The following is a 21,146-nucleotide window of genomic DNA, read 5'->3' on the forward strand; positions in this document are numbered from 1 at the left end:
AACGGGCGCGCCGGCGGCGTGTCGTGCCTACTTCCGGGACAGCAGCCGCTCAACCCGCGGCTTGACCTCGGTGGCCAGCAGCGTGATGGAGTCGATCAGGTGCTCGTGCGGCAGCCCGCCGATGTCGGTCTGCAGGAAGTGGCGCACATGTCCGAGGTATCCGTGCAGGTGGGCAATCCGCTCGGCCACGTCGTCCGGATCGCCGACGTAATAGGCGCCCGGGGCCTCGGCCTGGGCCAGGAAAGCGCGCTTGTCGGGCGCGGGCCAGCCGCGCAGCCGGCCCATTTCCACGTTGAGGTTGTGCCAGCCGGGGTAGAACCGGTCGAGGGCCTCCTGCTTGCTCGGCGCCACCAGCCCGAGGGCGGCAACGGAAACCTTGATCTGCGGACCGCTGTGGCCGGCCTGGGCCGCGGTGCGCCGGTAAAGCTCGGCCAGTGGAGCGAACCGGTGCGGGGCTCCGCCGATAATCCCGTAGGAGACGGGCAGTCCGAGCTGCCCGGCCCGGGCGGAAGAACCGGCGTTGCCCCCGGTGGCCAGCCAGATGGGCAGCGGCCCGACGGCAGGGCGCGGCACGACGGCCAGGTCCGCGATGGGCGGCCGCCGGGATCCGCTCCACGTCACTTCGGGGGCGCGGCTGTTGTTGATGGCCATCAGCAGATCCAGCTTCTGCGCATATAACTCGTCGTAGTCGCCCAGGTCGTAGCCGAACAGCGGAAACGTTTCCACCGAGGAACCGCGGCCCGCGGTGATCTCGACGCGGCCGCCCCCGGAAATCGCGTCCGCCGTGGAGAACTGCTGGAACACGCGAACGGGGTCGTCCGTGGAGATGATGCTGGCGGCGCTCCCGAGCCGGATCTGCTGCGTGGCGGCCGCGGCCGCGGCGACGATCGCGCCCGGCGAGGACGCGGGCATGCTGGTGGTGTGGTGCTCGCCGATCCCGAAGTAATCCAAGCCAACCTTGTCGGCGTGGAGGATCGCCTCAAAGAGGTTGTGGATGGCCTCCGACGTCTCCCGCTGGCTGCCGTCCGGATTGAGTTGCGTGTCGCCGAAGCTGTAGGCACCGATTTCCATGTCTTGTCCTGTTCTGCCTGTCGATGCCGTCATGAACGCGCCGGTTCGGTGGCCTCAGCCAAGAGGTTTCGAAGTTCGTCGGCGGCATGGGCGGCGTTGAAAATGCGGGTCCCCGGCTGGAAGGCGCGGCCGGCCGAGAGCGGGCCGGCATCGACCGGGTCGTAACCCAGGCGATCGATGAAGGCCGCGACCAGGGATTTGGCGTCGTCGTGATCGCCGGCAAGAGCCAAGGCTCGGCGGTCGGCGGAACCCGGATCGCGGCCCTCCTCTTCGAGTTCCCGGTACCCGATGTGGTTCAGGGTTTTCACCAGTCGCGCTCCCGCCAGGAAATCCTGGACGACCTCGCTGCTGCCGCGCGGGTCGTTCTCGAAATCGCTGATCACGCCGTCGGTCGGTGCCCAGTAGTTCATCGCATCGATCACGGTCTTGCCGGCCAACCGGCCCGGATCCAGCGTGCGGTAACGGTGCAGCGGGATCGCGGCGAGAACCAGGTCCGCCTCCCCCACTTCCGCGGCGTCGACCGGCTCCGCCCCCGGCGTGATGATTTCGGTCAGCAAGGCGATCTCTGCGGCCGGCTTGGACGTCGCGATCTTCACCCGGTAGCCGGCTGTGAGCGCCTGTCGGGCGACGGCGGTGCCCACCCGGCCAGCCCCCAGGATGCCAACGGTGCCACGCTTCATTCCAACTCCAGTCTGCAAATATGCTGTCCGACAGACTATATTCATTACAGATTATCTGTGCAACTTCGCATGATTCGTTATCATGAGAGTCATGACAGGAGAACGAGCCGCCACAGCGGACAGGACGCACAGCCCGGTTCCCGGCGACTTCGGCTGGAACCTCGGCATGGTCCTGCGCGGGTACCAGTCAAAATTCGAGGAGGCCGTCACCGGCATGCCGGAAGGCATCCGCGGCTACCAAATCCTCTCCGCCGTCGTTCATCGGGACCCGCCGAACCAGCAGGCCCTCGGGTCGCACTTGGCGATCGACCGCACTGTGCTGACCTACATCCTCGACAAACTCGTGGCCGCCCGGCTGGTGGAGCGCGTCCCCGCCGCGAACGACCGGCGTGCACGGAAAATCGTTCCCACCGCGCAGGGACGCGCCGCACTCTCGGAGCTCGAGGTCCGCGTCGCACGTGCCGAGCAGGACCTGCTCTCCGGCCTGTCGCCGGAGGACGTGCGCACGCTTTCTGCCCTGGTCGAGGTGTTGGCCATGGGAATCCACCGCGCGCAGCCGAACTCCAGCCCGTGCGAGGCGATGGACCACCTGCCCTAGACTCGTCAGCATGTGGATCGGCTGGATTGAGTTCGACCTGCTCCTGGGCGACGTGCATTCGCTCAAGGAAAAGCGATCCGTGCTGCGGCCGATCATCGCCGAGGTCCGGAAGCGGTTCGATGTCTCAGTGGCGGAAGTCGGTCAACAGAACCTCTACCGGCGGGCCGAACTGGGCATCGGGCTGGTAGGCGGCGACCGGGCCCATGTGGTCCAGGTGCTGGACACGGCCGAGAACTACATTGCCTACCGCCCCGGCGTGGACCTGCTCAGCACACGGCGGAAAATACACTCCAGCGACGACTGAGCCCGGCCCCGCGCCGCTGCAAACCGGTTTTGCAGGCCGCCGATGAGCATCGACCGGTGTGGATATTGGTAGCGTTGGTCACGCCCATGATCCGTGCCACATCCGGAGGCCCTGTTGACTACCCCCGCCACCGACGAGCAGTTTTCGACCGTCGAGGAGCTTGTCCGCCACCGCTATGCCTCGGACAAGGCGTCGCAGCACCTTGGCATCGAGGTGCTGGAGGCCGAAGAAGGCCGCGTAGTGATGACCATGGGCGTCCAGGATTACATGCTGAACGGTCACCACATCCTGCACGGCGGCTACCTGTTTACGCTCGGCGATACGTGCTTCGCGTTCGTTTGCGAGTCGCTGGGCCGGCCGTCGGTCTCCCGTCAGGCGGAAATAACGTACATCGCGCCCGGCGCGGCCGAAGCCCGCCTGGTGGCCACCGGCGTCGAACGCACTCGCTATGGCCGCAACAACATCGTGGATATCTCCATTCACGACCATGACGGCCAGCATCTGGCCGAGATGCGCGTCTACGGAGTGCTGGTCCCGAAGAAGTAGTTCCGCCCCCCCCTGCACCGAAGGAGCATTCCCGATGACCGTAGTGCCCGCGACGATCGATCTCAATAACGGCGTCAGCATCCCGCAGTTGGGCTTCGGCGTTTTCAAAGTGCCGCCGGCTGAAACGCAGCGGGCCGTTGAAGCTGCGCTGGAGGCCGGTTACCGCCACATCGACACCGCCGCCGCCTACCGCAACGAGTCCGGCGTGGGCGCGGCGATCAGATCCAGCGGGATCCCGCGCGAGGAGCTGTTCATCACCACCAAGCTCCGCAACGGCGAACAGGCCGACGCCCGCCGGGCTTTTGATAACAGCCTGCGCGAACTCGGCTTGGACTTCGTGGACCTGTACTTGATCCACTGGCCGGTGCCCTCGCAGAACCTGTACGTGCAGGCGTGGCAGGCGCTCGAAGAACTCTACGCCGAAGGCCTCAGCCGGGCCATCGGCGTCTCCAACTTCCTGTCCGAGCATCTGGAGACCCTGCTGGCCGCCGGAGGCACGGTGCCGGCGGTCAACCAGATCGAGATCCACCCGACCTTCCAGCAACGCGAAGTGGCGGCGCTCAGCCGCCGGCACGGCATCGCCGTCGAGGCCTACAGCCCTCTGGGCCAGGGCGCCGATTTGGAGAGCCGGACTGTCACCGCCATCGCGGCAAAGTATCTGGCGACCCCGGCCCAAGTGGTGCTCGCCTGGCATCTGGCCAACGGCAACATCGTGATCCCCAAGTCCGCCAACCCGGGCCGGATAGCGAAAAACCTGACCGCGGCACGGCTCACGCTCGATGCGGAGGACCTGGCCGCGATCACGGCGCTTGACGCCGGCGGTCGCATCGGCGCGGATCCGGCGACGGCCGCCTTCACCCAGCTCTAGAAACGACGGTTGCCGGTGTCCGCCTTGGACACCGGCAACTGTAGGGAACCTGCTGAGCGCTAGAGGCGGCGGTACTGCGAGACCATCGGGCAGTCGAACGGGTCCCGCGCCGACAGGCCAACCTTGTTCAGGTACCGGACCACGATGCCGTAGGACTTGGGCAGCGACGTTTCGGTGTACGGGATGCTGTGGTTGGCGCAGTATTCGCGCACTATCCGGGCGGCCTTGGCCAGGTTGGGCCGCGGCATGCTCGGGAACAGGTGGTGCTCGACCTGGTAGTTAAGCCCGCCCATGAGCGCGTTGATGGCGCCGCTTCCGGTAGGGGTCCGGCCGACGATGTTGCGGCTGGTCAGGACCTGGCGGCTGAGGAAGTCCACCTTCGAGTCCTTGGGGATCAACGGCATGCCCTTGTGGTTCGGCGCGAAGGACGCACCCATGTAGACCCCGAAGACGGCCAACTGCACTCCGAGGAACGCGAACGCGATGCCGGGCGGGAGGAAGAAGAAGATGGCCGCGATATAAAGAGTGAGCCGCGCGAACAGCACGGAAATTTCCCTCTTGCGGCCCTTGACGGGGCCGCGCGCAAACAGCGACCTGATGGAGGTGGCGTGCAGGTTGATGCCCTCGAGCATCAGCAGCGGGAAGAACAGGTAGCCCTGCCGGCGGGTGAACCAGGCCATCAGGCCGCGGCGTTCGGCAGCCTGTTCGGGCAGGAAGGAGACGGTGTCCTGCTCGATGTCCGGGTCTTTCCCGATGGTGTTCGGGTTGCCGTGGTGCCGGGTGTGTTTGTTCATCCACCACTGGTAGCTGATGCCCACGACGGCGTTGGCAAGGAACCTTCCGGCGCGGTCGTTGGCAGGACCGGTTTCGAAGACCTGCCGGTGGGCGGCCTCATGGGCCAGGAACGCCAGCTGCGTGAACAGGATGCCCAGTGCGCCGGCAATCAACAGCTGGAACCAGCTGTCGCCAAGCAGTACGAATCCGGTGACCGCGCCCGCCAGCCCCAGCGCCAGTGCAACAAAGAGGCTGATGTAGAACCCCCTGCGCTTTCGCAGCAGACCTGCATCCCGCACGGTGCTCAACAGCTGGGAGTAGCCGCTGGCGGCGGAAGAACCGCGCTTGCTACGGGTAGAAGTTGTCGGGGGAGATACAGATATGCTCATGCAGCCTTCAGTGGTTCGGGTCCGACTTCCCAGCCGCGGAATAGGGCGAGTGCCCCGTAGATGAAGATCACTTTACGATAACAACCTGAACGCGCCCTGAACAGGGGGTGCCGTGGTAGCGCCGTTCGGATTCCCGGCCAAAGTCCTGTACAGTAATTTTTGTAGTTGTTGTGTTGCGCATTTGATTTTGAGCAACAGGCCCTTCACCGAAGGGTTTGTGCTTCTCTGAACGGCGGACGAAAAACACCGCTGCAAGCGACCCGTGAAGTCCGCGGGCCGTGTAAATACTCGGAGGAGTACAAAATGGCAACTGGAACCGTCAAGTGGTTTAACTCTGAAAAGGGCTTCGGCTTCATCGCTCCGGACGACGGCTCGGCCGACGTCTTCGCTCACTACTCGGCTATCGAGAACAGTGGCGGATACCGCGAACTGCGTGAAGACCAGAAGGTCGAATTCGAAACCGTGCAGGGCCCCAAGGGCCTGCAGGCTGCCAACATCCGCGGCCTCTAAGACGGCAGCGGCAACGCCGCTCTAGTCTTTTCCAATGGAGCCGGTTCCCGTACGGGAGCCGGCTCCATTGTTGTGCCCGGCTGTTTTGCCCCGCCGTTTTGCCCGGCAATTCACTCCCACTGGCAGGAACCGCTCATCCGGGGGCAAACTTGAGGCATGCCCTTGACACCAGTGCCCGCCAGTACCGGAACTTTTTTGGCCGATATGGTCATGCAAATCCTGATGTTCACCGGCATCGCCGTGCTGTGCGTCGGGACGGCCGCGGCGGTGAGCGTTTGGCTGGTGATCCGCAGGATCCGGCGCTCCCGCCGGTTGCGGAACGGGCTGCGCCGGGGGTCGCTCACCGTCCGCAGTTTCAGCAAGGACGCCGCCGGCCGCCGCCTGGCCCGCCAGCGGCTCGGGTTGCAGCGCTCGGCGGAAGCGACGGAACGGACACTCGCCTCCGCCCGGGCGGAGGGCCGCCCCGTCGGGGAGCTGCCGCTGGTGGCCGCCAGGCTTGAAACGGCTTCCCGGTCCCTGGACGAACAGCTGAAGTTGGCGGAAGGCGAGCCGGTCCCGGAGGTCAAACGCTCCCTCGCCGCCAGCCTGGGCGGGCGGACCGAACAACTCACCCGGCTGTCGGGCCAACTGCGGCAACACCTGGTGGAAGCCGGGTACTCTGCCGACGCCGAACAGCTGGAACTGGCCGGGCGGCATTTGTCTCGGGAGATCGAGGCGCTGCACGCATGGTCCTCGGCCTACCGCGGTGTCCGCGACGGGCGCAGCCCCGCCGTCCCGCCCCACCCCCGGTCCGGCCCGCCGCGCCGCCGGCCCGCCCCGGTGCGGCGTCGGCCCGATCCCATGAGGAGCTAACGTGTCCATCAAGCACCGCCTTGGACGCATCATCCGCGCCAACCGCGCGGCCAGGGAGACTCCGGTCGATCCTTTGGCGGCCATAGAGGCCAGCCAGCAGCAGCAGTCCGATGCGGTGGACCAGGCCCGCCGCAGCGTCGCGGACATCGCGGCCGACTGCCGCCGCATCGGGCTGCTGTTGGATGAGGCTAAAGCAGAGCAGGCGTACTGCGACCGCCAGGCCGAAGAGTGCGTGGCCCGCGGCGACGACGACGGGGCCCGCGAGTTCCTGCACCGGAGCATTACGGCGTCGAAGCGCGTGGAAACCCTCGCCCGGCAATATGAGCGCATGGCCGATCAGTGGCGCCGGTTGGACGGGGAGCTCGCCCGCCTGTCCTCGCGGATAGACGAGAGCCGCCTGCGGTACCAGACCCTCCAGGCACGCCACAACGTCGCTCAGGCCACGCTCGGCATGCAGCAGGCCGCCTCGGCGGCAGCCGGCAGCGCAACCGGGATGCAGTCCGCTGCCCGGGATGCCGAGCGGGAGACCCGTCGCATCGAGGCCGAGGCATCCGCCCGCAACGAAATCGCATGGTCGGACCCGGACTCGCCGCAAGTGCAGGAGGCCTTCGAATGGCTGGAGGCCAGCACGGAAGTTGACGACCAGCTGGGCGCGCTGAAGTCGCGGCGCAACAAGGCGCCGGAAGCCTGATGGCCGCAGCCGCCAGACCCGTCGTCACCGTCCTGTACAAAGATCACCTGCCGCCGGGCATGGAGGACGTGGAGGCCGCCGCGGAGGTGCGTTATGCCACCGCGGACGGCTTGGAGGAGGCCCTGAAAGGCGCCCAGGTGCTGTTCCTCTGGGATTTTTTCTCCCCCGCGCTGGAGGATGCCTGGCATGCGGCCGGCTCGCTGGAGTGGATTCATGTGGCCGCCGCCGGCGTGGACAAGCTCCTGTTCCAGGAACTGCGGGATTCAGGCGTGGTGGTTACCAACGCCCGCGGCATCTTCGACCGGCCGATCGCCGAATTCGTCCTCGCCGGGATGCTCGCCTTCGCCAAGGACCTGCCCGGCCTGCTGTCTTTGCAGCGGGAGCGCACCTGGCGGCACCGTGAGACCGAACGACTGGAGTCCGGCCGCGCCCTCATCGTGGGCACCGGTGCCATCGGACGCGAGATCGCGCGTGTGCTCAAGGCCCTCGGCCTGCACGTTGCCGGGGCCGGGCGCACTGCCCGCAGCGATGACGCGGACTTCGGCGAGGTGTACGCGTCGTCGGAGCTCGCCGCCGTCGTCGGAACCTTCGACTGGGTGGTGATGGTGGCACCGCTGACCGAGGAGACCCGGCACCTCGTCGACGCAGCCGTGCTGGAGGCCATGAAGCCCACGGCCCGGCTGGTGAACGTGGGCCGCGGGGCGTGCGTGGACACCGACGCCCTGGTGGCGGCGCTGCGATCCGGCGCCATCGCCGGAGCCGCCCTGGACGTGTTTGAAACCGAGCCGCTGCCGGCCGACCACGCGCTCTGGAAGATGGACAACGTGATCATTTCGCCGCACCTCAGCGGCGACGCGCGGGGCTGGCTGCCCCAGCTGGCCGGGCAGTTCGCGGACAATTTCGCCCGCTACATCCAGCAGCAGCCGTTGGAGAACATCATCGACAAGACGCTGGGTTTCGCGGCGCCCGCAGCATCCTAAACGAGCAGGGCGTTACCCGGCTAAGCGGGCTTCAATGCCGTCAAGCAGCAGGTCCAGCGAGAATAGGAAGTTCTCGTCGTCGTCGATAGCTGACATGGAGGCTGCAGCAGCCGCAGCGTTCGGGAAGCGGCCGGCCGGAGCTTGGGCGTAGGCTTCTGCCCAAGCCCGAACGTCCGTTGCCGACTTCTCGCCCAGTAACTTCAGGGCAGCACTGAAACCTGTCCAGGCGAGCATAAAGTCGGCGCAAGCCCGGTAAATTTTGACAACGTCGTCACCCTCGAATCCTGCTTTTCGTAAGGTGGCGAGGATCGTCTCCACGAAGCGCATCTCGGACTCTTGCCGCGTCACACGCACGGCGGCGAGGGCAGCCACTTGGGGATGTGCCAGGTAGGCCCTGCGCCCGCGAATGAGCAACTCCCGGATGTCCTCTCGCCAGGATTGGGTTGGCTCAAAATCACGGAGGGCTTCGCCGATCAGACGGTCTGTCAGCGCCAGAAGCAGTTCGTCTTTGTCTTTAAAGTGTCTGTACAGTGCGGTGGGGTCCGCGCCCAGGGCTCGCCCGATGCGGCGGAACGTTAGTGCGGAAGCACCGGACTCGTCAGTCAGCTGCAGGCAGGCATCGATGATGATTTCGCGATTGAGCCCTTTTGCCCGCTGCCGGGGATTAGCGAGTTCCGCCTCTGCCCCCATTAGGTTTCCCGCCCCAAGATGTGCGCCACACCTGTAGCCTCGCACATCGGATGCCGTGGTGTCAGGTGGAGGAGGGCGGAGACGGATTCTCGCCGTTCACTGTTCCCCAGCTACACGACTGCGTCCTGTTGGGTCCTCACTGACTCGACGATTTCACCACCACGCTCCGCAACACCGCTGGCGCGGGATACTGCGTACAGCAGCACTCCGAAAATGAGGCTGGGAATACCGATGGCCAGTCCCAAAGCATCCGTGCTGATGATACCGATCAGGCTGCCGCCGACGACCGGTCCCAGTGCAACGCCCACGATGTAAACGCCCGTGACCAGGGTTGCCACGCGGCCTGATAGATCCATCCGCGCGGCCAGCGCGAAGACCAGCGCCAGCACGGCGCCGTACATCGTTCCAGCCACGACAATGCCTGCCGACATTGTGGTTGCTTCGTCGGCTGTCAAGACCAGGTATTTGCAGATGGATCCGATGGTGATTATCAGTCCGATGGCCAGCGATCGGCCCAGGAGCTTCAGGGCAAGCGGGGAAAGCAGCGCGCCCGCGAGACCGCCGACAACGCTGAGCGAAAGGACGAGGGAAAGGTCCTCGAGTGTCATCCCGGCATATTCAGTGCCAATCACACCGGAGATGGCGTAGACGAGGTCTTCGGTCATGCTCCAAAGCCCAAAAACCAACGCCAAAATGATGGCCTTGCTCCCGAACTGGCGCCCCGAGACGGGTTTCTGGGCCACCTCGATGGGCACGTTGGGCAATCCTCCAGCGGCGAGCAGTCCGACCAGCCCTACTGCCGTCAGGATGAGCAGAATCGTGCGGAGGTCGCTGCCGAGGACCGGCACGATAGCCAGAAGTGCCGCCGCAGCCAGGCGGTTGACGATCATGACTATGTTGACCGTCTTGTCCGGATCACGGGTAGCAGCGGAAGCTGCGGTACCGGCAGCCACCACTGTGCCGGCGCCGATACCCGCAAGCACAATACCGATGCCAACGGCGGTCTCGTTCAGAGTCGCGGCGCCCACACCGAAACCGAGGGCCATAACCAGCAGGCCTATTCGCGCAACTCTGGGACGGTCTCCCTTAGCGACCAACTTGGTACAGGCGAAAATGCTTGCTGCGGTGCCCAGTGACATTGCCGTGGCCAGCGCAGAGGCCGCAGTGATGGACATGCCGAGGTCCGCAATGAGCGCCCCGATCAGCACGGGTACAAGGTTGGCCGCAAGCAGAGCCATTACCCAGGTACCAAGAAATCCAATGACTACCCTGGGCGTGAGAGGTGGGATGGAACTGGTCGGAAGCATGTGTTTCCCTTCGAGGGGCTAAGGCTAATGGAGCGATCGACACCTGTCGGTAAAGTCAACGGCGTTGTCAACGGCGCTGACTGAAGAGTGGCATAGTGGCCCACCTCACCACAACAGTCCCGGCTGTGATCTGGATCACATTAGTGCCCCGGGCGCGCCGCGGGCCCGAGGGGTGTAAGGCAAGCAGAGTCAACGGTGTTGACTTTGCGGCTGATTGCCTGTCTCATGATGTGCACCTGCTCATCATTCGCACCTGACATCATCCCCGGCGGAGACGAGCAGCGGGTCGAGGAAAAGCCGCCGGCCCAGGAAAGGACCGCAAAGGAGCAGCATGACCGACTGGGTATTCCACTCCGGCAGGATCTTCGACGGGGTGCGCCTGCGACCGGACGTTACGGCAGTCGCCGTGACCGGCGGGCGGATCACGGACGTCGGCACGGACGATGAGGTGCGTGCCGCGGCCGGCAAAGCGGCGGAAACGGTAGATCTGCGCGGAAGGCTGCTGTGCCCGGGTTTCACCGACGCCCACGTACACGCCGTTTACGGCGGGATTGAACGACTCAGCTGTGACCTGTCGGAGGTCTCAGGGGCAAAGGCCGCGCTCGCCACTGTGCGGGAATACGCCGCAGCTAATCCCGACAAGGAGTGGATCACCGGGGGTGGTTGGTCCATGGCCGACTTCCACGGCGGCGCCCCTCGCAAGGAGCAGTTGGACGAGGTCGTTGCAGACCGGCCGGTGTTTCTCCTTAACCGAGACCACCACGGGGCCTGGGTCAACTCCCGGGCCCTTCAGCTGGCCGGCATCGATGCCCGAACACCGGACCCTGCTGATGGGCGGCTGGAGCGGGACAGCGACGGTAACCCCACCGGCACTCTGCATGAGGGCGCCATGGACCTTGTGGGCAAGCTGGTGCCGGAACCCACCGATGCGGAACTGGCCGAAGCACTGCTCGAGGCACAGCGATTCCTGCACGCGCAAGGCGTCACGGGCTGGCAGGAAGCGATCCTTGGGGACTATGCGGGCTACCCGGACGTCAGCCGGATATACCGGCAGCTGGCCGGAAACGGCATGCTCACCGCACGGGCCACAGGAGCTTTGTGGGTGCCGCGCACCACAACGTCGGGCAACCTCGCCGAGCTGGTGGAAGGATTCGAAGAACGGCGACGGGAGAACGGAGCTGCGGGCTTCACCACCACGAGCGCCAAGATCATGGTGGACGGGGTGGCTGAGAATCAGACAGCGGCGATGCTGGATCCCTACCTGCGCCCGTGCACCTGCACCGGAGGTTCCAACGACCACGGCGCAGCGGACTCCCGCGGCCTGACGTATATGCCCAGGGAAGTGCTCCTCGATGCGGTCGCAGCATTGGACGGTGCGGGCTTTGACCTGCACATGCACGTCATTGGAGACCGCGCGGTGCGCGACGGGCTCGATGCCATCGAGCACGCCCGCAACACCAACGCAGGCGGCACCGCCAGACGGCACCATATGGCACACATCCAGATCGTCCACCCGCAGGATGTGCCGCGCTTCGCCAGGCTCGGAGTCACAGCCAACGCCCAGGCCTTCTGGGCGCAGAATGACGAGCAGATGACCGAGTTGACCTTGCCGATCCTGGGACTCGAGAGGGCTGGCTGGCAATACCCCTTCAACTCCCTCGTCTCCTCCGGCGCCGCTCTGGCAATGGGATCGGATTGGCCGGTCTCCACCCCCGACCCTTGGCAGGCTATCCATGTAGCCGTCAGCCGCCGCGGCCCCGAAATGTCGGGGGAAGAGCCTCTCATACCAAGCGAGGCCCTGGCCTTGGAGATTGCCATGGCCGCCTATACTTCCGGTTCAGCAAGGCTGAACCGCCTTGATCAGGGCGGCCTGCTCCGGGTGGGCGCGTTGGCGGACCTGGTGGTACTGGACCGCCAGCCCTTCGATCTGGCTGCAGAAGACCTGCACACCGTGGCTGCCGCCATGACCATGGTGGGCGGACGCGCCGTGCACTACCGCCAGCAGGCATGGGCATAAGAGGTGGCCACCACGACAGATTCGGCCCCGGGTAAAAGGCCCGAGGGCAATGATGCACCCGAATGGCCTTCGAAAGGTTCGCCCTCTAGCGGATCTGCTCACCGGTGACGGCGTCGATCAACACGTCGGCGCTGGAGCCGTCTTCGCGGTCGATCTCGATCTCCCACACCGGGAGGCCGTCCTCATCCCCCAGCGTCACTTCGTCCACGTTCCCCGGTTCGGCTTCCGCGGCGGTGACAAGGGCCTCGGACATGGAAACCCTGGTTTGCTCCAACTCTCGGGCCTGCTCCGGTTCGGCACCCCCGGATTCCCGTTGCTCAAGCACCTCGCTGCCGTCCGGCGAGACCTGCACCTCGAGCTCGGCATCGACGTCGAAGACGTCCACCTCCCAGGCCTGAAGCCGGTCGCTGTAGTCGAGTTCGATCGCGGAACTGCCGCGGACGGCATTCACCGCGGTTTCGACCGCGGCCCGCGCATTGCGTTCACCGGGCATGGCAGATCCGGTGCCGCCAAGGCTCGGGTTGCCGGCCCCGGCCGGGGTTTCGGCCGGCTGCGCCTGGCCGGGTTCGGGCTGGGATATGTCGTCTCCGGTGGCGTCACAGGCCGACACTGTAACGGCCAGCCCGGCAGCAATCGAAAGGGCGGTGAAAGTCTTCCTCAGCTGTTCCATAGACCGATTCTCCGCCCCGACAACCGGCTTGGCCATGCCACGGGCCCTCCGCCGCCCGGCAAGCACGACAACATGCGCCGCTGTCCTAGACTGGCAACGAATGCCCCCGAGTGATCAGGAGTAGGACTTTGGCCGACAACCCGACGTACCAGAACGTCACCTTCGAATCCGCAGGCACCGAGGCCCATGGTTATCTGGCCGTGCCCGAGTCCGGGTCGGGCCCCGGCGTCATCGTCATCCAGGAGTGGTGGGGCCTGGTGGACCACATCCGCGATGTTGCCGACCGCCTCGCCGCCGAAGGTTTTGTCGCGCTGGCACCGGACCTCTACGGCGGACGCATCGCCCACGACGGCAAGGAAGCCGCCGCGATGATGTCCAAGCTGCCGGAAGAGGATGGCGCCCGGCTGCTGGCCGGCGCCGTGGACTACCTGCTGGCCCACGAGTCAGTCACCAGTTCCACGGTGGGTGCCATCGGTTTCTGCATGGGCGGCGGCTTTGTGCTAGCGCTGGCCGCGCAGCAGGGAGAGCGCATCAGCGCGGCCGTGCCGTTCTACGGTGTGGGCCAGGGCGTGCCCACATCGTACGAAGGGGTCCGCGCCGCCATCCAGGGCCACTACGGCGAACAGGATAAGTCCTACCCGGTGGAGAAGGCCAAGGCGCAGGAGGAGCAGATCCGCCGCGAGTCCGGCGCGGAAGTGACCTACTACTTCTACGACGCCCCGCACGCCTTCCACAACGACGAGAACCCGCAGGGCAACTACCGTCCCGAGGAGGCCAAGCTGGCCTGGAGCCGGTCCGTGCAGTTCCTCAAGGACAAGGTCAAGTAGCTTCGGGGATTATGGGACGACGTCGGCGCTCACCCGGGCACCGACGTCGCCTTCCTTCTCTCGCAAGGCTCGGACGGCCGCCGCACACTGCTTCAAGACCATCTTCGGCGGAGAAGCCGACCGGCTGGACGGAGCAGTCCGATACATCACTCCGCGTAGGATGACTCCCGCTCTGGCGTGAGATAGAGCTTCCGCAGGGTTTCGTGCACCGTCCACGTGGTGCGCATCCCTGCCGACAGCAGCATCAGCGAGCCTGGGGCCAACGGGACCGCCGTCCCGGCGGCGTCATGGGCGTCGTCGTGGTGGAATTCCACGGTGGCGCTGCCGGAGACGACCAGAAACAGTTCGTCGGCTTCCGTATCGTTCATGCTGCCGGTGGACATTTCCCAGACTCCAACGCCGAGGTCGCCCAGCCGGCCCAAGCCATGCAGGCCGGTAGTCGGCGCGCCCTCGGCCACTTGGGCAGCCGGCACGGGCAGATGGTCCAGTGTCAGGTCGGTAATATTCAGCGGCAATCCGGGAATCAGTGTCTTCATCAGGGCGCTCCGTTCGCGTGTTGGCCATAAGGTCCGGCATCGGTGGCTTCAACATGCTGCCCCGGCCGGGCCTCCCATCTCTGTGATCGCATTCACCCATTGTGACCGCCTTTGGCCACTTTTCCGCGGCGGCGGTCTCCGGCCACGACGTCGTGCCCGCCCAGCGCAGTCCTTCGGTTCCCCTCCCCGAGCGGGGCGGGGCGCGGAGGCCATGTTGTTCTTTTACGGGGGCCGCTACTCTGTTGATCATGAAGCCCGAGGCGGCGTTGGTCGGCTGGCTGCTCGACTCCGATCCGGCACTGCGCTGGCAGGTCGAACGGGACCTCGCACATGCGCCCCCCGAACGGTGGGCCGCGACAAAAGCGAAGGTGGCCACAGAGAGCTTCGGCGCGCGGCTGCTCGCGCACCAAGACCCCGATGGCCAGTGGGCCGGCGGGGCCTATTTCCCCAGCGACTTCGACTTCCAGGGGCCGGAAGCGGCCGAGGGCGCCGGACAGCCGTGGACGGCCACAACCTGGTCGCTCAATTACCTCCGGGACTGGGGCCTCGACGCAACAGCGCTTGCCGGCACGGCGGACCTGCTCGCCGCCAATAGCCGCTGGGAATACGAGAACCTGCCCTACTGGGACGGCGAGGTGGACTGCTGCATCAACGCCTTCACCCTGGCCAACGGCGCCTGGCTGGGTGCGGACGTGGGCGGGATCGCCACCTGGTTCATCGAGCACCAACTGCCCGACGGCGGCTGGAACTGCGAATGGATCGAAGATTCCACCCGCTCGTCCTTCCATTCCACACTCAACACCTTGAAAGGGCTGCTGTACTACGAGTCCGTCGCCGGGGGCTCGGACGATCTCCGCGCCGCCCGCCACGCCGGCGAAGAGTACCTGCTGGAACGCCGGCTGCTGTACACCCGGTCGACCGGTGAACTCGTCGGGCCTTGGGCCGTGCATTTCGCCTACCCGTTCCGCTGGCTCTACAGCGCACTGAATGCCGTGGATTACTTCAGGTCGGCCACGCTCCACGACGGCACGGCTCCCGATCCCCGGCTCGCCGACGCCGTGGAGGTGATCCGTGCCGCGCGCCAGCCGGACAGCACCTGGCTGCAGGAACGCCGCCACCCCGGCCGCGTATGGTTCGACGTCGACGTGCCGCCGGGTGAGCCGTCCAAGTGGCTTACGTTCTACGCCACGCGCGCGCTCGCTTGGTGGGACGGGGCGGAAGTCCTTCCGCCTGCTCCGGGCTACCGGTCCGAGACCGTGTGACCTTGGTCGCGGTCGCTTCAGCAGGACGAGCCGACCGGGTGTGAAGGACACAGGGAAGCTCGATGTCAAGCAATTGTGAGGCGGTGATGCCACCGGATTCCCACCAATTTGCCGGGTGCGATCTCCGTGGCTATCCTTGCCTTATCCACGGGCCTCCCGGTCTAGTCTCTGACCGGTTGTAGATAACGGGTGGACACTTCTTTTTGTTACGGACTAGGGAGTTCTACATGCATTTAACGCCCCGTGAGCACGAAAAACTCATGATTGTGGTCGCCGCCGACCTTGCCCGAAGGCGCCAGCAGCGCGGCCTGAAACTCAACCATCCCGAAGCGGTGGCCCTGATCACCTATGAACTGATCGAGGGCGCCCGCGACGGCCGGACCGTCGCGGACCTGATGAGCTACGGGACCACGATCCTCTCCCGCGGCGACGTCATGGATGGCGTGGCGGAGATGATCGCCGATGTGCAGGTCGAGGCCACTTTCCCCGACGGCACCAAGCTGGTCACCGTCCATAACCCGATCCGCTGAGCCTGAGGAGAGACCCATGAAACCGGGAGAATACATCCTGCGCGGCGAGCCCATCATCTGCAACGAGGGCGCCGAGACCCGCATCATGAACGTGACCAACCGGGGCGACCGGCCGGTCCAGGTCGGTTCGCATTACCACTTCGCCGAGGTTAATCCGGCGCTCGATATGGACCGGGTCGCCGCGCGCGGCTTTCGGCTGGACATTCCGGCGGGCACGGCCGTGCGATTCGAGCCCGGCGATGCGCGCAGTGTGCACCTGGTGGAGATCGCCGGGAACCGCGAGGTCTACGGCTTCCGGAACCACATGAACGGGTCGCTGGGCGCCAGCGTCCCCCCGGCCTACACCGACGCCATCGGCGGCACCGCCGGCATCAACGCCGAGGCTGAGCCCGAACTGGCGGCCGAATACGACATCGACCTGCCCAACGTCGGCGTCGAGGCGGCCGGCTTCCACACCACGTACGGCATGGACCTGGTCGACGAATCCCGCGGCCCGAAGGCCGGCGGCGCCGCCAAGAAGGCGGGCGGACGCGGCGAGGCCGCGGAGCAGACCGAGCAAAATGCTGCGGAGAAGACCGACGGCGGCGGGGAGGAACAGCGATGAGCTTCGAGATGAACCGCAGGCACTATGCGGAGATGTACGGGCCGACTACCGGCGATGCGATTCGGCTGGCGGACACCGACCTGCTGCTGGAGATCGAACACGACTACACCCGCTACGGCGAGGAAGTTGTCTTTGGCGGCGGGAAGGTCATCCGGGACGGCATGGGCCAGAACGGACAGCGCACCCGCGACCAGGATATTCCGGACACGGTCATCACCAACGTCGTCGTGCTGGATTACAGCGGCATCTACAAGGCCGACGTGGCACTGCGGGACGGGCACATCTTCAAGATCGGCAAGGCCGGCAACCCGGACATCTCCGACGGCGTCGACATCACCATTGGTGCCGCGACGGACGTGATCGCCGGGGAGCACAAGATCCTCACCGCCGGCGGCATCGATACGCACGTGCACTTCATCAGCCCCGACCAGGTGCCGGTGGCCCTGGCGAACGGCGTCACCACCCTGATCGGCGGCGGCGCCGGGCCGTCGGATGCCTCCAAGGCGACCACCGTGACGCCGGGGCCGTGGCACATCGGCCGGATGCTGCAGGCGGTGGACGACCTGCCGATCAACATCGGACTGCTTGCCAAGGGCCACGCCAGCGCGCGCGGTCCGCTGGCCGAGCAAATCCGGGCCGGGGCCATCGGCTTCAAGGTGCACGAGGACTGGGGCGCCACAACCTCCTCGATCGACATGTCGCTGCGGATCGCCGACGAGTTCGACGTGCAGGTCGCCATCCACGCGGACACCCTCAACGAATGCGGTTTCGTGGAGGACACCATCCGCGCCATCGACGGCCGCGTGATCCACACCTTCCATACCGAAGGCGCCGGCGGCGGGCACGCCCCGGACATCATCCGCGTCGCCGGGCTGCCCAACGTCCTGCCGGCTTCGACCAACCCGACCCTGCCCTACACCACCAACACCCTCGACGAGCATCTGGACATGCTCATGGTCGCCCACCACCTGAACCCTGACATCCCCGAAGACGTAGCCTTCGCCGACTCCCGGATCCGCAAGGAGACCATCGCCGCCGAAGACGTGCTGCACGACCTCGGCGTCTTCTCAATCACCAGCTCGGACGCCCAGGCCATGGGCCGCGTCGGCGAGATGGTGCTGCGGACCTGGCAGGTGGCGGATGCTATGAAGCGCCAGCGGGGCAAGTTCGAGCAAGACCCGGAAATCGGCGACAACTTCCGGCTCAAGCGCTACGTCGCCAAGTACACCATCAACCCCGCGCTCGCCCACGGCATCGCCGACTCCGTCGGCAGCGTCGAGGTGGGTAAGTTCGCCGACCTGGTGCTTTGGGACCCGGCCTTCTTCGGCGTCAAACCGGAAATGGTGATCAAGGGCGGACAAATCGTGCAGTCCATCATGGGCGACGCGAACGGTTCCATCCCTACCCCGCAGCCGCGGACCCTGCGGCACAACTTCGGGGCGTTGGGCAGCGCCGTGCACTCGTCCTCGATCACGTTCATGCCGAAGATCGCCATCGACGAGGGCATCCCGGACCGGTTGAACCTGCGCCGGACCGTCCGCGCGGCCCACGGCATCCGCACCCTGACCAAGGCCGACCTGAAGTACAACGGGGAGACGCCGGACATCCAGGTCGACCCGCAAACCTACACCGTCACGGTCAACGGTGAAGTAGCCACCTGCGAGCCCTCGACCGTGCTCCCCATGGCCCAGCGCTACTTCCTGTTCTAAACCGAGCCATACCCGAAAGGACGTAGTCAATGATTATTGAGCGCGTCATCGCCAACCGGCACGATCTTCCGCACACGGAGCTTGCCGGCCTGCACGAGGAGAAGGTAGCACTTCCCAGCAGCGACCTGGTCAAACGCGTCCAGCGCGTGACCACCGATCACGGCCGCGAAATCGGCATACGCCTGGCCACCCCGGGAGACCTGCGCGACGGCGACATCCTGTTCCGCGACGAGTCGAACGTCATCGTCGTCAGCGTCCTGCCCACGGACGTGCTGGTGATCGCCCCGCGCACCATCCGGGAAATGGGCGTGGTGGCCCACAGCCTGGGCAACCGGCACCTGCAGGCGCAATTTTTCGACGCCGGAAGCGACTACCGGGCGGAGGTCATGGTGGTGCAGTACGACCACACCGTCGAAGACTACCTGCAGCACATGCAGGTGCCCTACTCCCGGCAGGAGCGGGTCATGCCCGTGCCGTTTCGACATGCCGAACACACGCACTGAGGCACCCGGGCGCCACCCGTCGTCGTACCTGCTGCCCCTGCTGCAGCTGGCCGACTCCGCCCTGCCCACGGGCGCCTTCAGCCACTCGTTCGGGCTGGAGACGTTCCTGTCACGCGGGCTGGTCCACGGCGAGAAGACCTTTGCGGTCTGGCTCGGCCAGTTCATCCACACCCAGCTGACGTACAGCGACGGCCTTGCCATCCGGCTGGCCCTGGAAGCCCGCTCGACGGCGGAACTGCGGGAGCTGGACGCGATGCTGGCGGCGCAGGCCCTGCCGCGGCAGGTGCGCGAGGCGGGCGTGAAAATGGGTGCGCGGATGCTCCAGATTGCCTCGGTCATCCTCGACAGCGACGAGATCGAGCAGTACCGCGAAGACGTCGAGAGCGGCGAATGCAGCGGACATCCGGCGCTGGCGTTCGCCATCGCCGGGCGAAGCCTGCACGTTCCGCTGCCGGAGCTGCTGGGCACCTACCTGTTTTCGACGGCGACCTCGCTGACGCAGAATGCCATCCGCGGCATCCCGATCGGCCAGGACGCCGGGCAGCGGGTGCTGCGCCAGGCCCATCCGGAGATCACCGTTGCAACGGCGAGGATCGCCGGACTGGGACGCGGCGACTTCGGCGCCGCCGCCCCGGGACTGGAAATCGCCCAAATGCGCCACGAGCGGCAGCGCGCCCGGATGTTCATGTCCTGACCCGCCGTCGCACGCAACAGACCCGGCCGCACCGCGGCCGGCCCACGGAACAAGGAGTAAGACAATGGAACCCATCAAGATCGGTATCGGCGGCCCCGTCGGCGCCGGCAAGACCCAGCTGGTCGAACGCCTCACCCGGCACCTGTCCGGCGAAATCTCCATGGCCGCCATCACCAACGACATCTACACCATTGAAGACGCGAAGATTCTGGCCGCCAACGGCGTGCTGCCGCTGGACCGGATCATCGGCATCGAAACCGGCGGCTGCCCCCACACCGCCATCCGCGAGGACACCTCGATGAACTCCTCCGCCGTGGAGGAATTGATCAAGCGGCACCCGGACCTGCAGGTCGTGTTCATCGAAAGCGGGGGCGACAACCTCTCGGCGACGTTCAGTCCGGAACTGGTGGACTTTTCCATCTACATCATCGACGTGGCGCAGGGCGAAAAGATCCCGCGCAAGGCCGGCCAGGGCATGATCAAGTCGGACCTGTTCATCATCAACAAGACCGATTTGGCGCCGCACGTGGGTGCAGATCTGTCGGTAATGGAGTCCGACTCGAAGGAATTCCGTGGAGACAAGCCGTTCTGCTTCACCAACCTGAAGACGGACGAAGGCCTGGACAAGGTCATCGACTGGCTGCGCCGCGACGTGCTCATGCAGGACCTGGCGCAGTGAGCGCGGCCCAGCCGGCGGGCGTGCAGCTTCCCACCGGTGAGCTGCGCCTGACGGTGGGCCTGCGCGGCGGCCGCGGCGTCGCCACCTCGCAATACCACCAGGGCGCGCTGCGGGTTATCCGACCGCATTACCTGGACGCGTCCGCGCAGGTCGCTTACACGATCGTGAATCCGGGCGGCGGCTACCTTGGCGGGGATGTCTACGAGGTCGACGTCCAGGTCGAGGACCAGGCCCGCCTGTTGCTGACCACCCAGTCCGCCACCAAGATCTATCGGACGCCGGGCGAACCGGCCGTGCAGCGCACCCGGTTCCGCCTCGGCCCCGGCGCCAGCCTGGAGTACCTGCCCGACCAGCTCATCGCGTACCGGGAGGCCACCTACCGCCAGGAGACCGTCGTCGAGCTCGCCGCGGACTCCTCCCTGGTGATGTGTGACGTGGTCACTCCCGGCTGGTCCCCGGACGGCAGGCCCTTCCGGTACGAGGAGGTGCGCATCCGCAACGACATCTACCGCGACGGCCGCCTGCTCGCCCTGGACAACCTGCTGATCCGCCCCGGCGATCCGGACGCGCCGCTCTCCAGCATGCTCTTCCTCGAAGACTATTCGCACCTGGGCTCGATGCTCGTGGTGGACCCGCGGGTGGACGGCGACCTGGTGCGCGAGTTGCAGGACCGGTTGGCCCCCATGGATCCCGGCGGGCAGCTCGGCCTGTCTCTGCTCAACGGCCCCGGATTCGCCCTGCGCGCCCTGTCCCGCAGCACCGACACGCTGAACGCCATGCTGCACGCCGCCGTCGACCTGCTCCGCCACCGCTGGTTCGGCCAGCAACCACTGAATCTTCGCAAGTACTGACCCA

General features: G+C 66.1%; 24 protein-coding genes and 1 pseudogene. 18 read left to right on the forward strand and 7 right to left on the reverse strand.

Annotation, left to right across the window (positions count from 1 at the left end; all coding sequences use genetic code 11):
* Nucleotides 1–27 precede the first annotated feature (27 nt).
* Nucleotides 28–1,071 (reverse strand): LLM class flavin-dependent oxidoreductase, encoded by a 1,044-nt coding sequence (locus tag AC5RVV_RS08630; protein WP_494000915.1) that lies wholly within the window; start codon nt 1,069–1,071, stop codon nt 28–30.
* A 29-nt stretch (nt 1,072–1,100) separates the two neighbouring features.
* The gene (locus AC5RVV_RS08635) at nt 1,101–1,751 is read right to left on the reverse strand and encodes an NADPH-dependent F420 reductase (RefSeq protein ID WP_494000916.1); all 651 of its coding nucleotides are present in this window, start codon (nt 1,749–1,751) and stop codon (nt 1,101–1,103) included.
* 91 nt (nt 1,752–1,842) lie between these two features.
* Between AC5RVV_RS08635 and AC5RVV_RS08640 the strand changes: the two genes are divergently transcribed.
* The 4 genes from AC5RVV_RS08640 to AC5RVV_RS08655 all read left to right on the forward strand — a co-directional run bounded on the left by AC5RVV_RS08640 (nt 1,843) and on the right by AC5RVV_RS08655 (nt 4,067).
* Entirely contained in the window at nt 1,843–2,349 is a 507-nt protein-coding gene (locus AC5RVV_RS08640) for a MarR family winged helix-turn-helix transcriptional regulator (RefSeq protein ID WP_494000917.1), read from the forward strand.
* A 10-nt stretch (nt 2,350–2,359) separates the two neighbouring features.
* Complete coding sequence (locus AC5RVV_RS08645; RefSeq protein ID WP_494000918.1) at nt 2,360–2,653, forward strand: DUF503 domain-containing protein; 294 nt, start codon at nt 2,360–2,362, stop codon at nt 2,651–2,653.
* A gap of 114 nt (nt 2,654–2,767) precedes the next feature.
* Entirely contained in the window at nt 2,768–3,199 is a 432-nt protein-coding gene (locus AC5RVV_RS08650) for a hotdog fold thioesterase (protein ID WP_494000919.1), read from the forward strand.
* A gap of 34 nt (nt 3,200–3,233) precedes the next feature.
* The gene (locus AC5RVV_RS08655) at nt 3,234–4,067 is read left to right on the forward strand and encodes an aldo/keto reductase (RefSeq protein WP_494000920.1); all 834 of its coding nucleotides are present in this window, start codon (nt 3,234–3,236) and stop codon (nt 4,065–4,067) included.
* 59 nt (nt 4,068–4,126) lie between these two features.
* Here the strand turns inward: AC5RVV_RS08655 and AC5RVV_RS08660 are convergent, their stop codons facing one another.
* Nucleotides 4,127–5,230, reverse strand: a complete 1,104-nt coding sequence (locus AC5RVV_RS08660) for a fatty acid desaturase family protein (RefSeq protein ID WP_494000921.1) — start codon at nt 5,228–5,230, stop codon at nt 4,127–4,129.
* 303 nt (nt 5,231–5,533) lie between these two features.
* Between AC5RVV_RS08660 and AC5RVV_RS08665 the strand changes: the two genes are divergently transcribed.
* From AC5RVV_RS08665 to AC5RVV_RS08680, 4 genes are all read left to right on the forward strand, one after another.
* The gene (locus AC5RVV_RS08665) at nt 5,534–5,740 is read left to right on the forward strand and encodes a cold-shock protein (RefSeq protein WP_127512299.1); all 207 of its coding nucleotides are present in this window, start codon (nt 5,534–5,536) and stop codon (nt 5,738–5,740) included.
* 156 nt (nt 5,741–5,896) lie between these two features.
* Nucleotides 5,897–6,592, forward strand: coding sequence for a hypothetical protein (locus tag AC5RVV_RS08670; RefSeq protein ID WP_494000922.1), 696 nt, complete (start codon nt 5,897–5,899; stop codon nt 6,590–6,592).
* A 1-nt stretch (nt 6,593) separates the two neighbouring features.
* On the forward strand, nt 6,594–7,283 hold the full coding sequence (locus AC5RVV_RS08675; RefSeq protein ID WP_494000923.1) for a PspA/IM30 family protein: 690 nt from the start codon (nt 6,594–6,596) through the stop codon (nt 7,281–7,283).
* On the forward strand, nt 7,283–8,263 hold the full coding sequence (locus AC5RVV_RS08680; protein WP_494000924.1) for a D-2-hydroxyacid dehydrogenase: 981 nt from the start codon (nt 7,283–7,285) through the stop codon (nt 8,261–8,263). Before AC5RVV_RS08675 ends, AC5RVV_RS08680 begins: the two co-directional genes overlap by 1 nt.
* Before the next feature lie 12 nt (nt 8,264–8,275).
* On the opposite strand, the gene AC5RVV_RS08685 is transcribed toward AC5RVV_RS08680, so the two are convergent.
* Nucleotides 8,276–8,953: a TetR/AcrR family transcriptional regulator C-terminal domain-containing protein gene (locus AC5RVV_RS08685; RefSeq protein WP_494000925.1), complete on the reverse strand. Its 678-nt coding sequence runs from the start codon at nt 8,951–8,953 to the stop codon at nt 8,276–8,278.
* 110 nt (nt 8,954–9,063) lie between these two features.
* On the reverse strand, nt 9,064–10,260 hold the full coding sequence (locus tag AC5RVV_RS08690; RefSeq protein WP_494000926.1) for an MFS transporter: 1,197 nt from the start codon (nt 10,258–10,260) through the stop codon (nt 9,064–9,066).
* Between the two features lie 331 nt (nt 10,261–10,591).
* On the opposite strand from AC5RVV_RS08690, the gene AC5RVV_RS08695 reads away from it, so the two are divergent.
* Nucleotides 10,592–12,277 carry an amidohydrolase gene (locus tag AC5RVV_RS08695; RefSeq protein WP_494000927.1) on the forward strand — a complete coding sequence of 562 codons (1,686 nt, stop codon included), beginning with the start codon at nt 10,592–10,594 and terminating at the stop codon, nt 12,275–12,277.
* An 85-nt stretch (nt 12,278–12,362) separates the two neighbouring features.
* Here the strand turns inward: AC5RVV_RS08695 and AC5RVV_RS08700 are convergent, their stop codons facing one another.
* A complete protein-coding gene (locus AC5RVV_RS08700) occupies nt 12,363–12,947 on the reverse strand; it encodes a PepSY domain-containing protein (RefSeq protein WP_494000928.1) in 585 nt (194 codons plus the stop codon).
* 128 nt (nt 12,948–13,075) lie between these two features.
* Between AC5RVV_RS08700 and AC5RVV_RS08705 the strand changes: the two genes are divergently transcribed.
* Complete coding sequence (locus tag AC5RVV_RS08705; protein ID WP_494000929.1) at nt 13,076–13,774, forward strand: dienelactone hydrolase family protein; 699 nt, start codon at nt 13,076–13,078, stop codon at nt 13,772–13,774.
* Between the two features lie 146 nt (nt 13,775–13,920).
* On the opposite strand, the gene AC5RVV_RS08710 is transcribed toward AC5RVV_RS08705, so the two are convergent.
* The gene (locus tag AC5RVV_RS08710) at nt 13,921–14,310 is read right to left on the reverse strand and encodes a cupin domain-containing protein (protein WP_494000930.1); all 390 of its coding nucleotides are present in this window, start codon (nt 14,308–14,310) and stop codon (nt 13,921–13,923) included.
* Nucleotides 14,311–14,558: 248 nt separating this feature from the next.
* Between AC5RVV_RS08710 and AC5RVV_RS08715 the strand changes: the two genes are divergently transcribed.
* The 8 genes and pseudogenes from AC5RVV_RS08715 to AC5RVV_RS08750 all read left to right on the forward strand — a co-directional run bounded on the left by AC5RVV_RS08715 (nt 14,559) and on the right by AC5RVV_RS08750 (nt 21,142).
* Nucleotides 14,559–15,572 (forward strand): squalene cyclase, encoded by a 1,014-nt coding sequence (locus tag AC5RVV_RS08715; protein WP_494000931.1) that lies wholly within the window; start codon nt 14,559–14,561, stop codon nt 15,570–15,572.
* A 227-nt stretch (nt 15,573–15,799) separates the two neighbouring features.
* Nucleotides 15,800–16,102 carry an urease subunit gamma gene (locus AC5RVV_RS08720; RefSeq protein ID WP_494000932.1) on the forward strand — a complete coding sequence of 101 codons (303 nt, stop codon included), beginning with the start codon at nt 15,800–15,802 and terminating at the stop codon, nt 16,100–16,102.
* Nucleotides 16,103–16,118: 16 nt separating this feature from the next.
* Nucleotides 16,119–16,553, forward strand: a pseudogene (locus AC5RVV_RS08725) (urease subunit beta); the annotation flags it as partial.
* Between the two features lie 149 nt (nt 16,554–16,702).
* Nucleotides 16,703–18,415, forward strand: a complete 1,713-nt coding sequence (ureC, locus tag AC5RVV_RS08730; RefSeq protein ID WP_494000933.1) for an urease subunit alpha — start codon at nt 16,703–16,705, stop codon at nt 18,413–18,415.
* Between the two features lie 29 nt (nt 18,416–18,444).
* Nucleotides 18,445–18,918, forward strand: coding sequence for an urease accessory protein UreE (gene ureE, locus AC5RVV_RS08735; RefSeq protein ID WP_494000934.1), 474 nt, complete (start codon nt 18,445–18,447; stop codon nt 18,916–18,918).
* The gene (locus AC5RVV_RS08740; RefSeq protein WP_494000935.1) at nt 18,899–19,612 is read left to right on the forward strand and encodes an urease accessory protein UreF; all 714 of its coding nucleotides are present in this window, start codon (nt 18,899–18,901) and stop codon (nt 19,610–19,612) included. Before ureE ends, AC5RVV_RS08740 begins: the two co-directional genes overlap by 20 nt.
* 64 nt (nt 19,613–19,676) lie before the next feature.
* A complete protein-coding gene (gene ureG, locus AC5RVV_RS08745) occupies nt 19,677–20,291 on the forward strand; it encodes an urease accessory protein UreG (RefSeq protein WP_494000936.1) in 615 nt (204 codons plus the stop codon).
* Nucleotides 20,288–21,142, forward strand: coding sequence for an urease accessory protein UreD (locus tag AC5RVV_RS08750; protein ID WP_494000937.1), 855 nt, complete (start codon nt 20,288–20,290; stop codon nt 21,140–21,142). The genes ureG and AC5RVV_RS08750 overlap by 4 nt, the downstream gene beginning before the upstream one ends.
* The last annotated feature ends 4 nt before the right edge of the window (nt 21,143–21,146 follow it).

The sequence above is a fragment of the Arthrobacter sp. MDT2-34-1 genome, assembly GCF_059091365.1.